Annotated in this window: 16 protein-coding genes and 1 other RNA gene; 6 read left to right on the plus strand and 11 right to left on the minus strand. The window is 58.2% G+C overall.

Annotated features, from left to right (window positions below; all coding sequences use genetic code 11):
- Nucleotides 1-79: 79 nt before the first annotated feature.
- From G113_RS21530 to G113_RS15405, 11 genes are all read right to left on the minus strand, one after another.
- Nucleotides 80-262, minus strand: a complete 183-nt coding sequence (locus G113_RS21530; RefSeq protein WP_169510558.1) for a hypothetical protein — start codon at nucleotides 260-262, stop codon at nucleotides 80-82.
- Complete coding sequence (locus G113_RS15365; protein WP_005906324.1) at nucleotides 255-491, minus strand: hypothetical protein; 237 nt, start codon at nucleotides 489-491, stop codon at nucleotides 255-257. The genes G113_RS21530 and G113_RS15365 overlap by 8 nt, the downstream gene beginning before the upstream one ends.
- A gap of 44 nt (nucleotides 492-535) precedes the next feature.
- Nucleotides 536-600, minus strand: an RNA gene (locus G113_RS20670) — hammerhead ribozyme type II.
- Entirely contained in the window at nucleotides 599-814 is a 216-nt protein-coding gene (locus G113_RS15370; RefSeq protein WP_005906326.1) for a hypothetical protein, read from the minus strand. Before G113_RS15370 ends, G113_RS20670 begins: the two co-directional genes overlap by 2 nt.
- Before the next feature lie 12 nt (nucleotides 815-826).
- The gene (locus tag G113_RS15375) at nucleotides 827-1,447 is read right to left on the minus strand and encodes a DUF3164 family protein (protein ID WP_005906328.1); all 621 of its coding nucleotides are present in this window, start codon (nucleotides 1,445-1,447) and stop codon (nucleotides 827-829) included.
- 10 nt (nucleotides 1,448-1,457) lie between these two features.
- Complete coding sequence (locus G113_RS15380) at nucleotides 1,458-1,637, minus strand: hypothetical protein (RefSeq protein ID WP_005906330.1); 180 nt, start codon at nucleotides 1,635-1,637, stop codon at nucleotides 1,458-1,460.
- A 10-nt stretch (nucleotides 1,638-1,647) separates the two neighbouring features.
- Complete coding sequence (locus tag G113_RS15385; protein ID WP_005906331.1) at nucleotides 1,648-1,878, minus strand: hypothetical protein; 231 nt, start codon at nucleotides 1,876-1,878, stop codon at nucleotides 1,648-1,650.
- A gap of 109 nt (nucleotides 1,879-1,987) precedes the next feature.
- Nucleotides 1,988-2,521: a hypothetical protein gene (locus tag G113_RS15390; RefSeq protein WP_005906333.1), complete on the minus strand. Its 534-nt coding sequence runs from the start codon at nucleotides 2,519-2,521 to the stop codon at nucleotides 1,988-1,990.
- Nucleotides 2,518-3,102, minus strand: a complete 585-nt coding sequence (locus G113_RS15395) for a hypothetical protein (RefSeq protein ID WP_005906335.1) — start codon at nucleotides 3,100-3,102, stop codon at nucleotides 2,518-2,520. The genes G113_RS15390 and G113_RS15395 overlap by 4 nt, the downstream gene beginning before the upstream one ends.
- A gap of 64 nt (nucleotides 3,103-3,166) precedes the next feature.
- Nucleotides 3,167-3,904 (minus strand): AAA family ATPase, encoded by a 738-nt coding sequence (locus G113_RS15400; protein ID WP_005906337.1) that lies wholly within the window; start codon nucleotides 3,902-3,904, stop codon nucleotides 3,167-3,169.
- 72 nt (nucleotides 3,905-3,976) lie between these two features.
- Nucleotides 3,977-6,184 (minus strand): DNA-binding protein, encoded by a 2,208-nt coding sequence (locus G113_RS15405; protein ID WP_040319294.1) that lies wholly within the window; start codon nucleotides 6,182-6,184, stop codon nucleotides 3,977-3,979.
- A gap of 408 nt (nucleotides 6,185-6,592) precedes the next feature.
- On the opposite strand from G113_RS15405, the gene G113_RS15410 reads away from it, so the two are divergent.
- From G113_RS15410 to G113_RS20680, 6 genes are all read left to right on the plus strand, one after another.
- The gene (locus G113_RS15410; protein ID WP_040319295.1) at nucleotides 6,593-7,339 is read left to right on the plus strand and encodes a LexA family transcriptional regulator; all 747 of its coding nucleotides are present in this window, start codon (nucleotides 6,593-6,595) and stop codon (nucleotides 7,337-7,339) included.
- A gap of 357 nt (nucleotides 7,340-7,696) precedes the next feature.
- The gene (locus tag G113_RS15415) at nucleotides 7,697-8,209 is read left to right on the plus strand and encodes a SprT family zinc-dependent metalloprotease (protein ID WP_005906345.1); all 513 of its coding nucleotides are present in this window, start codon (nucleotides 7,697-7,699) and stop codon (nucleotides 8,207-8,209) included.
- A gap of 67 nt (nucleotides 8,210-8,276) precedes the next feature.
- Complete coding sequence (locus G113_RS15420; protein WP_005906347.1) at nucleotides 8,277-8,960, plus strand: endonuclease; 684 nt, start codon at nucleotides 8,277-8,279, stop codon at nucleotides 8,958-8,960.
- Nucleotides 8,961-9,056: 96 nt separating this feature from the next.
- Nucleotides 9,057-9,788 (plus strand): 16S rRNA (uracil(1498)-N(3))-methyltransferase, encoded by a 732-nt coding sequence (rsmE, locus tag G113_RS15425; protein ID WP_005906349.1) that lies wholly within the window; start codon nucleotides 9,057-9,059, stop codon nucleotides 9,786-9,788.
- Nucleotides 9,789-9,917: 129 nt separating this feature from the next.
- Nucleotides 9,918-10,868, plus strand: a complete 951-nt coding sequence (gshB, locus tag G113_RS15430; protein WP_005906351.1) for a glutathione synthase — start codon at nucleotides 9,918-9,920, stop codon at nucleotides 10,866-10,868.
- Between the two features lie 278 nt (nucleotides 10,869-11,146).
- Nucleotides 11,147-11,303 (plus strand): YqgE/AlgH family protein (locus G113_RS20680; protein WP_005906353.1); only part of this gene is annotated, 157 nt, incomplete at its 3' end.

Consider the following 11,303-nt stretch of genomic DNA (forward strand, 5'->3'; position numbering starts at 1 on the left):
ATAGGTCTCCTCATCGAGCCCCAGGGTACGCCTGCCTACCTGGACCAGCCGGATCCGGCGGGTGCGGTCACTGCTTGGCTTATTGCTCTTGATTGCGCTCACCTTTCCCTCCTGCCTTTGCCGTCCAGATTTGTCCTGCCGCCATCACGTCCGGCCCGCTGCGCCACTGAGGGCAACGGCTATCGAGCCACTGCTCTGCCTGCTGTTGACTCAGGGGGCCGAACTTCATCACATAGGCCAGCAGTTGCGGCCAGTTAGACATGGCCATGACTGACCTCCCCCGCGACAGCCCTATCCCGCTGCAGCTCTGCCACCAGTTGCCAGCGCATCTGGCAGGCTTCTCCGGCCAGCGCATGAAAGCCACGAGCCCGCGCCTCTTTATCAAACTGCTTGAGCTGTTTGCACACAGCTCGTTTATCAGGGGCCGCCTGTGCAATGGCTGCCGCGCTGAAAATCTTGGTAAGCCGAATATCCATCTCTGTTTTGGTCATCGCCGTGCTCCTTTATCGAGGCGGTGAAGACCTGGGCCCAGATCGTTCGGTTGCTCATCAGTAACCAGCCACCACGCTGGATAGACGGGGGCAAGCCCCCGTTTCGCTTAGTGGGATAGTTCTTTTCTCGCCTTGTTGACAATAGTGAGCAACATGGCTCGGCGGGACTTGTGCGCCGCTCCGGTGGCATCTTGCGAATCCATGAAGTCCAAAGCGAGCTGCGCATCGCTCAGGGCAAGATGCGGATTGCTGCGTAGCTGACATTCCAGAGAGCTCTTGGCATCGGCCACACTGGTGTTCAACAGAGCTTTTACGTTTTCCATCGCATTCCCTCCCTACAACTTGGCCAGATCCAGGCTCATCTGGATGTAACGGCCCTGGCCGTCCCGCTCGTAGAGCCGCAGATATTGACTGGTGCCGGTCACCTGAATGGCGTCGGCGATCGCTTGCATGGCCTGCTCCCAGTCGGCGTCTTCGATGTTGAGCTGACGCAAGGAGAGCACCTGATTGACGTCAATATGGCCCGCCTTGGAGACCCGAAACGCATGGTCAACCAGCGCCCGCAGCTTGGCGTCGGCACCATCGCTCCAGCGCGCGATGCACTGGTCGATCAGCGTCTTGGCCGCCTGGATCCGTTCATCAAATTTGCGGTGCTCACCCACAGCCCGGATCAGCTTGTAACGGCCATCAAAACTGAGCAGGGTGACGTTGCCCTTGGTGCCGCCCCAGGCCACGCCGTACTGCTCGGCGGAGAGGTCTACAAAGTCGGCGATCTGCTGCATGGCGTTTATTTTGAACGCAGCCAAGCGGGAGCGTTCTTCACGGGCGGCCGCTATGATGGCCATCACCACCTCGTCGCGCAGCTTGTCCGCCGGGGCAATCAGGTTTTCCGGTACCCAGTGCCCCTGGGCGTTCTGACGCATCGGGGTTGTGCTGGCGGTCTGTGCTTCTTGCATGGGCTTCTCCTTAGTGGATCTTGTTACTGCCAGGCATCTGATGGCCCACATAGGCCGCCTGATCCGGGGCTGATGCGCTCGCCTGTTCTTCCTGGTGAGTCGCGCCGCAAAAGTCGAGGAACTTGGGTAACTGGCGCAGCACCACCTTGGCCAGGTCTTCGTCCTCTATGTCGATCTGGATCTTGACCATTTCCGTCTCCTTACTGGCGCCAATGCAGCACGCAGCCACCAAAGCGCACCAAGGCAACCTCCCGCACCACGCCCGCCAGACACTCGCGGCTCAACACGGCACGCGCTTTCATCTCGCTGGGCAGTGGCCCCGTCACCGCCAGCAGCGGGGTATGGCAGATCTGGCTGGTGCGTACTTCATAGCCTTTCGCCGTCAGCCACTGCTGCAGCTGGTCTGCCGTTTTTTGCAGATTCTTGTTCATCCCGTTCTCCTTGTGATCTCAATCACTGGGCCCACCACCTACATCAAGCCCAACTTGGCCTAAAACCGTTACTTCCCCTCTTCTTTGCCGAGCAGCCGATGAATCCTGCTCACTTACCCTCGCCCTGTTTCTTCAGCAGTTGGTTCAGGCGCATGGCCAGATGCTCCAGCTCATTGCTGAGCAGCTTTACCAACACTTGCTCGTCACCGGCAGCCTGGAAGGTCAGTCGGCTGATCACTCTGCCTGCGTGGTACAGCTCAACTGTTTCACCCTCAGTTCTTAACCGGATAGGGCGCTTGAGCTGCTTCTCTTCCGGTATACGGCTATGGGGACACCCACTGCGACACGCCTTGTAAACCTGGATATAGAGCGGGTTGCTGCTGACATTGCTGCGACCCTGATGTGCCAGGCACTGGTCTTGACGTATCTCGCCCAAGATCGGACAGATCAGAGTGGAAGCGAGATAGGCCCCCTCCACCAGCCGCTTCACTCGCACCAGATCCCCTGGGTATTTTTGGTTACACACTTGGCTCACCATGGTTCGGGAAACCCCGAGGCGCTGCGCGACGACAGCCAATGAGCTGCTTTTCACTGCCTGCTGCAAGGCTACTAACCACTCTGGCAGCGCATTGGGGTTACTCATGACTCAACTCCTCCTGTTGGCTCAAACGGGTAGAACCTCTGTTCGTTCTGATCCCATACCCCCGTCTTGCGTATCAAAGGGGCCCATTGACCGGTATTCCGTAGCAGGCTGTAGCGACTCAGCCGCCCCTTACTCTTTTGCCCAGCATTCACCTTGACCAGAAAGCGCACATAACCGGTCTTGTGGAGCGCGCTAAGGTAAGACTTGGCATGACTATCAGTCACCTCGGCGGTCATCTGCAGATCGAGGCGAGTGAAGTGTTTGTGCATCTTCATCGCGTTCCACATCTTCTGCTGTTTGGTTTTCCGGCTCTGACGCCGTACCACTCGCCCTTCTCCACAATGGCCACGTCCCAGTACCGGCTCTTGCCCTTCAATGCGGGCATACACCTTGGGACGACCAGCCACACCGATTCCGGCGACCTGCTCGATCACGCCCCGTTTTTCGAACTCCTTAACAATCTCTCGTCCCTTTTCAGTTGGCTCTGCGATGGCCGTGGCAATATCGCTGACCGTAAAACGGTCATTGATCGCGATATGACCCCAGGCTGCGGCTCTTTTATTGGTTGTGCTCTGAGACATTCAACAATCCCCTCAAATATCCATTTCGAGACAACGACTGGATCCCGTACCCTGCCATCTCACATCATCCAAGGCGTCCCTTGCCGTTGAAATCCAGGAACAGGTCGGCTTCACGACCTTTTAGGTCGGCCAGGCTGACCACGGCCATTTCATTGGCTAAAGCAAGTGATTCCACCTTTTCCAGCGCAGTCAGGATCCGCCGCACTTCACCGTGGGCACGTTTGCAAATAGCGTTGAGCAAGTCTTCCTCCAGCAAGATGTCTGCCTCAAGCAAGTGGTCGGCAAACATCCCCACGTCAGCCAGATCGGCGGGCTGGAACTCGATCCAATCGGAGATACGGTTAAATAGCTGTTTGCGGTGACTGATGCGTTTGGCGATCTGATCCATACCAATGAGGATCACCGGCTGATCGGTGCCGTCATAGATGTCGCGAAAGCTATCCATGATGCGGTTGGAGCCGACTACGTAGTCGCACTCATCCACAAACAGAGTCAGTTCTTCGGCCCGCATCCGTTCGATGACATCATCCACCATGCGCTGCATGGGATAGCGGGGCACCATCCCCAGCTCACGGACGATGCGCTCCAGCACACTGCCGGGGGTGTCAGTGGCATAACAGCGTATGTAAATGGCATTGACCCCATCCTGGTTAAACAACCAGGTCATGGTGGTGGTCTTGCCAAACCCGCTCTGGCCATGCACCAGACCGATACCAGGCACCACCTGAGAGCGGCTGTTGAGGTTGTGGAACAGCGTCTCGGTACGGGTCACGTTTTTGACGGGAACTACACGTTTTTTCATGGTTTGAACTCCTGTTAAATGAATGGCGACGTTCATTACATTGCTGATCAGCCGGTTGCTCTGGGGCGTATGTCACTGACCTTGAGCCTTGGCCTCTTGCTCTTTGCGTAAGGTGAAATCGATCCTTCTTGCGACCAGGTAGTAGTCTTTCCGGTACTGCTCCAGCCAGGTTGATTCCTTGTTCGTCAGCGCCTCGGTCAACGCCTTGCGGGACAGGTGCCATGCCTGCTCTTCTTCGCTGCGCAACAGCTTGGCCTTGCGTTCTTCCTGTTGACGCATCAACTGACGATCCTGTTCACGACGGCGAGCCAACCCCTCTCGCTCAGAATCGGTAAAACGCTGTTCTGTTGCCTGACCGACGACACCGCTGAGGGCCGCTAGGGCTGCGTTATCAAGGGGCTGATCAGGATGGCGGAACTGCAAGGTATCGCGCGCTTGCTCGACGAAGTGGCGCACCACGTCCTGGTGCAGGTCATCGATGCCAAAGGTCTTGGCAAGACTGCGCATCTCGCGGCGAAAACTGGCCAACACCTTGGCGTCCGCTTTTTTGGCGGCGCGAAAGGCATCCGGGCTGACGCCGTTGCCGAGCAGTTCGATGTTCACGGCCTCGATCCGCTCATTCCAGTCGCCGGTGCGGTACAAGATGGCGCGGCCCACGTCGCACGGGTCGAGGAACACGCTGACCCGCTGGCTCTTCCAGGTGTTTTCAAGCAACTCTGGCGCGCTGTATTTAAGGCCGCCTGCCTTAATAAAGCCTTTGGAGACGGTGGCCTCGCCGATATGGTTGAGCAGCAGATCCAGCGCAGACTCGTCACCGATGGCACGGCGCTGATAGCGGGCGTGGCCATATTTTTCATTGGGGCTCATACCCAGAGAGCTGTGCTTGCGGTTGTGGTAGCAGGCCTCCAGCCAGTCATCGAGCAGGGTTTGCAACTCGGCAGCAGTCATGGCCAGCTCGAACAGTTCTTTCTCCGCATCTGGCTTGCGCTTTTCCTCCAGCCGTTGGGCAAAGCTCTTGCGAGCCTCAATAACGGATCTGTCTGCCACGCAGTGCCCAATATAGGAGGGGAGCAGTTCGATGAGGCCGTGGCTCATGGTGCGGAAGAAGCGCTCTATGTGCGGTTTCTCCCACCCGGAATAGGCGTTGGAGCGGCTGACGTTCATGCCAAGCAGGGTGCAGATGGACATGACTCGCTGACTCACGTAATCAGAGCCGTTATCGGTGCGCATCACGCCGTGGTCGTTGAGGGTGCCCCAGGCCAGCAGGGTCTTGCGCAGTAACAGGCAAATCCCTTCACTCGATGAGGTCTTGGCTACCAGCAGCCGCACCCGGCGGCTGAATACGTCGATCACCGCGATGATGCTGTAACGGCCATCCACCAACATGGCATCGACGGGGGTGCTGTCGAACTCCCACACGTCGTTGGGCTGGCTCATCCAGGGGTACATCTCCTCGATGGCGGTGCGGTACTTGTTGTTGTAGGCGTCGGGGTTGGTGGCATAGGTAAAGGCCACCTTGTTGTCGCTCAGCCACTTGACCAACCAGCGGCGCAAGGAGGATTGGCTGGGAATGTGCCACCCGAGCCGGTTCATCTCGCTGTATTGGGTCGCCAGCTCATGCAGTGCTCCCCATTTATTGGCAAGATGAGGTTTGGCGGTGACCAGCGCGATGAGAAACTGGGCCAGATCCGGGCTTTGCGCCACGGTCGATGGTCGCTCCCTCTGGTAGTTGCCAGCCAAGGCTGCGGGGCCTTCATCAGCCAGCGCACTCTGCCAACGGCGCAAGGTAATGAGGCTGAACGGTTTTTGCCGGTCATAGACGCTGGCAGGAAGTAACAGGCTGCGGGTGTGGTACGCCTCGATAAAGGCGCGGCGACCCACCTCCCCTTGCTGGCAGGCCTGATAGGGCGCTAGGAAGATATCGGCAGCCTGCAGGATCAGCAGCCTGGCATCCACCTTCTTGCGAGCTGTCTCCCCCAGACTCAGCAGCTTGCGGCCCGCATTCGGTTTGACTGGCACGTCACGCGCCAGCAACTTGGCCATGGCCTTGCCACCGGCTGCGTGGTCGGACACGGCTTGACCCTGCTGGGCCACGGCTTGCTCTGCCAGATGGCGACGGGTTTCTGCGGGCAGTGAACTGATGTGGTACTCGGCGCCTTTGCCTTTCTCACGTTTACGACTTTGCCAATCTTCTCGCTCTGCCTTTTTACGCACCCCATCGGGATAAGTGGGCATCCCTACCAATCCGGCTAATGCCTGTGCTGTATGCCAGGTGCTCATTGGTCACCCCACAACAGGTCGATACCTAGTGACTTTGAGAGCAGAGCCATGATGGCGCGACTTTCCCGACGTTTTGGGCTAATCCCTTTGGCCGGCGCATAGTGTTTGATACAGCGCTGTACTGCCCTGGGGTGTAGCCCGTTAGCGCGAGCCCAAGCTGCTTGGGAATATCCGCACTTTATGAGCTCAGCCCTGATCCACTCTGGTGTTTTCCCTGACATACTCACCCCGTTTCGGTATCATCAAGTGTCGCAGTGCGTATCTTTATCATTCATAAAAGAATGATTTTATGTCGCAATGCGTCACATATGAATGATTGATCACCCCAAAAAGATTGACAAGTCTTTTTGTGTGGAATTTTTTGTATGTTGAGTAACTAGGACCAGCCACTAGCCGAGAATCCCTTGCATGTCAGAGCGTTATGACGAAAAACCACAATCAGTACAAAAAGACGCTGAGGTATCTTTTCTGACGACGGGAATGGATACATTGAGCGATCGTCTGGATGAGCTGAGGGGAAACCTGAGTTACAAGGCATTAGCCGAACTGGCGGGGATGAGTGAGTCGGGGATGCGTAAGTACTTTCCTCCGTTCAATTCATTACCCACCATCGACAAGGCGCTGCGTATCGCACGAGTGTTCAATGTCAATCTGGAGTGGCTGGCAACCGGCCAAGGCCCCAAGCATCCTGAGATAGATGCTGAGCTGATGGCGCGACGTGATGAGTTTGATGAGGAGTACGCGCTGATTGATGGTTACCACATCACCGTCAGTGCCGGGCATGGTGCGTTTAATGATGATCATGAGGTGAAACGCAAGCTGGCCTTTCGCCGCAAGTGGCTCACGTTTCGCAAGTTGACCCCAGATAACCTGGTGGTCGTGTTTGCCAAGGGCGACAGCATGGAACCCACCATTCACTCCGGCGACTCCATCTTGGTCGATATCAGCAAGAACCAGATCGAAGATGGATCCATCTTCGTGCTGCGCCTTGGAGAGGAGCTCTACGCCAAACGGCTGCAGAAAAACTTCGATGGCGGTATCACCATCATCAGTGATAACCGCGATGATTACCCGCTGCAGGTCGTCCCTGCCAGCCAATTGGATAGCTTGGCCGTGATCGGCAAGGTGGTCTGGGCCGGCCACGATTTTTTTTAACTGGTCGTGCTACAGACAGTCGCTTAAACCAGGATTTAAACCACTAGCTGTAACACAAATGAAAAACAGGCGGCCAGCCTGTTTTCATTTTCAGCGCACGGCCTCCGATAATCGTCCGTGATCTTTCATTTTGGCGCCGCCCGCACCTTGCACCTCTCGTTCCCCCTCTAACCCTTGCCAGCCTTGAGTTTATCCCACGAGATCCCACATGTTTTCGGCTTCTCCCGGTTTTTTCATTCTCTGTGGTCGGTTACACCAGGATCCGGGTGAACAGGCCCCTTGCCTGCTTTTCGTCAGCATGAGCAAGAGGTAGACTGCCCCCTTTCGCTCACCTGCATGAACAGCCTTCAATCGACCATGTCAGCACTCACTCTCCCCCAGATGCAGCAGATCCTGACCGAACGGGTCCAGCTCTGTTTCAGTCAGGCCGAACAGACACTCGCTCGCCAATTCCCGCGCCCGCAGATCCATTGCAATATGCGTGGCCGGGCGGCGGGAGCCGCGCGCCTGCAGACCTGGGAGCTGCGCTTCAACCCGGCGTTGTTTGCCGCCAATCAGCAGGCTTTCCTCGATGAGGTGGTGCCCCACGAGGTGGCGCACTTGCTGGTGCATGCCCTGTGGGGCGCTGGCCGAGGCAAGGCGCGAGTGCTGCCCCACGGCCGCCAGTGGCAATCAGTGATGCGAGAAGTGTTCAATCTGGAACCCAGAACCACCCACAGCTTCGATCTCGCCGTGCTCGCCCAGCCGAGCGTGACCTACGCCTGTGCCTGTCAGCAACATCAGCTCTCCATCCGCCGCCATAACAAGGTGACCCGTGGGGAGGCCAATTATCATTGCCGACGCTGTAAGCAGGTGCTCACTCGCCCCTGAATCAAATACTGCCCCCCATGCCTGGGTGCGCCGCCAACCTCAGTCTCCGTATCCCTTAAGGAACCTCATGTCTCGTTTCGCCTCGTTCATCCTGCTTGCCCTTTTCATGGCCCTGCCGCTGCAAGCCCAGACATTTCGCGCCGCCAAGCAGGATCTCAATCGCCTCTATCAATCCCATCCCACCAGCTTCTACTGCGGCTGCGACATCGACTATCAGGGCAAGCAGATGAGCCCGGATCTGGCCAGCTGTGGCTATGAGCCACGCAAACAGGCCAAGCGCGCCGCCCGCATCGAGTGGGAGCATGTGGTGCCCGCCTGGGAGTTCGGCCATCAGCTGCAGTGCTGGCAGGAGGGAGGCCGCAAAAACTGCGGCAAGAGCGACGAGTTCAACCAGATGGAGGGGGATATGCACAACCTCTTCCCCGCCATCGGCGAGGTGAATGGCGATCGCGCCAACTATCGCTTCTCCGACTGGAATGGCAAGCCGAGCCAGTATGGCCAATGCCAGATGCTGGTGGATTTCAAGGCGCGCCGGGTGCAGCCGCCCAAGGGGCCGGTACGGGGTCAGATAGCCCGCGCCTACCTCTATATGAGCAAACAACACGGGCTGCGTCTGGCCGCGCAACAGCGTAAACTGTTCGAAGCGTGGGACAGGCAGTATCCGGCAGATAGCTGGGAGTGCGAGCGAAATCGCCGCATCGGCAAGCTGCAGGGCAACACCAATCCCTTCATTGAAAAGCAGTGCCAATGACACCATGTAAGGCAGCAGGCGCCGCCTTGCCCCCTGACAGGAGCGGGATGAGAGCCATCCCGCTCCTTGAGCCAGCCAAGAGACAGACACTTAGCCATGCGCATTCCACGTATCTATGAACCCATGCCTTTGGGCGTCGGCCAGACCCTCGCCCTGTCGGAAGACGGTGCCAATCACATCGGCCGGGTACTGCGTATGCAAGCCGGTCAGGCCCTGGAGCTGTTCAACGGCGATGGCCAGCAGTATCAAGCCCTCATCACCCACGTCGGCAAAAAGTCGGTCGAGGTGAATATTGAGAGTGCCCAGACCCTCTCGGTCGAGTCGCCCCTGGCCATTCACCTGGGTCAGGTGATCAGCCGTGGCGACAAGATGGACTTCACCATCCAGAAATCGGTGGAGCTTGGCGTCACCTGCATCACCCCGCTCTTCTCCGAGCGCTGCGGCGTCAAACTGCCCGCCGATCGCCTCGAGAAGAAACGAGAGCAGTGGCAGAAGGTGGTGATCAGTGCCTGCGAGCAGTGCGGCCGCAACACCGTGCCTATGGTTCGCATGCCCATGGAGCTGGACGACTGGCTGGCGGAGCAGACCCTTGAGCTCAAGCTCAACCTGCACCCGCGCGCCGAGTACAGCATCAGCACACTGCCGGTGCCTGAGCATGGGGTACGGCTGTTGATAGGTCCCGAGGGGGGCTTGTCCAGTGATGAGATAGCGCGCACAGTGACCCATGATTTCAAGGAGATGCTGTTAGGCCCTCGGGTGCTGCGCACCGAGACTGCGGCCCTGACCGTCATCACGGCACTGCAGTGCCGATTCGGCGACTTAGCTTGAGATAACAGAACCCCTGCCAGTCCATGGGGCGGCAGTGGCTGTTTCAGCAATCTCGCCTGACATACCGAGGGTCGATCAGGCTTTGCTCATCGACCCTAACAACCAATCGAGCCACAGAAGGAATTCCGGATGACCATCAAACTTGGCATCGTGATGGACCCCATCTCGACCATCAACATCAAGAAAGACTCCAGTTTTGCCATGCTGCTGGAAGCCCAGCGTCGTGGCTATGAGCTTTTCTATCTGGAGATGGCCGATCTCTACATGGAAGCCGGCCGCGCCTTTGGTACCATGCGCCCGCTCACCGTGGAGCAGAACCCGGCCAAGTGGTATGAACTGGGTGAGGTGGTCGATCAGCCGCTCAGCGAGCTCGATGTGATACTGATGCGCAAGGATCCCCCGTTCGACACCGAATTCATCTACGCCACCTACATGCTGGAGCGGGCCGAAGATGAGGGCAGCCTCATCGTCAACAAGCCCCAGAGCCTGCGCGATGCCAACGAGAAGCTCTACACCGCCTGGTTTGCCGAGCATACCCCCACCACCCTCGTCACTCGTAGATCCGACAAGCTGCGCGCCTTCCACGCCGAGCACAAAGACGTGATCCTGAAGCCTCTGGACGGCATGGGTGGCGCCTCCATCTTCCGCATGAAGGAAGATGACGCCAACGTTGGGGTCATCATCGAGACTCTCACTGCTCACGGGGAGCAGTACTGCATGGCACAGACTTATCTGCCCGCCATCAAGCAGGGCGACAAGCGGGTGCTGGTGGTCGATGGGGAGCCCGTGCCTTACTGCCTGGCACGCATCCCGGCCCAAGGGGAGACCCGTGGCAACCTGGCGGCCGGCGGCCGCGGCGAGGCGCGCCCCTTGAGCGAGGCAGACTGGGCCATCGCTCGCGCGGTCGGCCCCACCCTGAAAGAGAAGGGTCTCATTTTTGTGGGCCTCGACATCATCGGCGATCGACTGACCGAGATTAACGTCACCAGCCCGACCTGCATCCGTGAGATAGAGGCCGCCTTTGACGTCTCCATCACCGGCATGCTGATGGATGCCATCGAGCGCCGTCTGACCCGCTGATAGCAGAGACTGAAAAGACAACGAGGGAGTGGGGCAACCCGCTCCCTCGTTTTTCATCCCCCTGTCAAAACCTGAGGTCGCAACGTGCGGCAACGCCAAGATAGTGGGCCATTTCGGGCTTTCAGCGACAATCCCTCAAACGCTGCCCCCTCGTGCACGACGCCCATCGGGCTTGTCAGATGGTCAGCTCCGAGCCCGCCCACTAAAAAAGCGGTTTTGCCCGCCCGCCCTAGCTGCCATAATTGGCCCAAATACCCCGGCCTTGCACTATTTGACCCATGCAAACACTGCAAAATCATTTTCTGCTCGCCATGCCGAGCCTCAAGGATCCCTATTTCGAGCGCGCCCTCGTCTACCTGTGCGAGCACAGTCCCGAGGGAGCCATGGGGCTGGTAGTCAATATCCCCGTCGACATGGCGCTCGATACCATGCTGG

The organism is Aeromonas molluscorum 848 (assembly GCF_000388115.1).
Lineage (GTDB): Bacteria > Pseudomonadota > Gammaproteobacteria > Enterobacterales > Aeromonadaceae > Aeromonas > Aeromonas molluscorum.

Bases quoted from the DNA above. Each gene is read 5' to 3' on its own strand.
- G113_RS15385 (WP_005906331.1), bottom strand. From the start codon at position 1,878: ATGAACAAGAATCTGCAAAAAACGGCAGACCAGCTGCAGCAGTGGCTG.
- G113_RS15390 (WP_005906333.1), bottom strand. From the start codon at position 2,521: ATGAGTAACCCCAATGCGCTGCCAGAGTGGTTAGTAGCCTTGCAGCAG.
- G113_RS15410 (WP_040319295.1), top strand. From the start codon at position 6,593: ATGTCAGAGCGTTATGACGAAAAACCACAATCAGTACAAAAAGACGCT.
- G113_RS15420 (WP_005906347.1), top strand. From the start codon at position 8,277: ATGTCTCGTTTCGCCTCGTTCATCCTGCTTGCCCTTTTCATGGCCCTG.
- G113_RS15380 (WP_005906330.1), bottom strand. From the start codon at position 1,637: ATGGTCAAGATCCAGATCGACATAGAGGACGAAGACCTGGCCAAGGTG.
- gshB (WP_005906351.1), top strand. From the start codon at position 9,918: ATGACCATCAAACTTGGCATCGTGATGGACCCCATCTCGACCATCAAC.
- G113_RS15375 (WP_005906328.1), bottom strand. From the start codon at position 1,447: ATGCAAGAAGCACAGACCGCCAGCACAACCCCGATGCGTCAGAACGCC.
- G113_RS15415 (WP_005906345.1), top strand. From the start codon at position 7,697: ATGTCAGCACTCACTCTCCCCCAGATGCAGCAGATCCTGACCGAACGG.
- G113_RS15400 (WP_005906337.1), bottom strand. From the start codon at position 3,904: ATGAAAAAACGTGTAGTTCCCGTCAAAAACGTGACCCGTACCGAGACG.
- rsmE (WP_005906349.1), top strand. From the start codon at position 9,057: ATGCGCATTCCACGTATCTATGAACCCATGCCTTTGGGCGTCGGCCAG.
- G113_RS15395 (WP_005906335.1), bottom strand. From the start codon at position 3,102: ATGTCTCAGAGCACAACCAATAAAAGAGCCGCAGCCTGGGGTCATATC.
- G113_RS15405 (WP_040319294.1), bottom strand. From the start codon at position 6,184: ATGAGCACCTGGCATACAGCACAGGCATTAGCCGGATTGGTAGGGATG.
- G113_RS15370 (WP_005906326.1), bottom strand. From the start codon at position 814: ATGGAAAACGTAAAAGCTCTGTTGAACACCAGTGTGGCCGATGCCAAG.
- G113_RS21530 (WP_169510558.1), bottom strand. From the start codon at position 262: ATGTCTAACTGGCCGCAACTGCTGGCCTATGTGATGAAGTTCGGCCCC.
- G113_RS15365 (WP_005906324.1), bottom strand. From the start codon at position 491: ATGACCAAAACAGAGATGGATATTCGGCTTACCAAGATTTTCAGCGCG.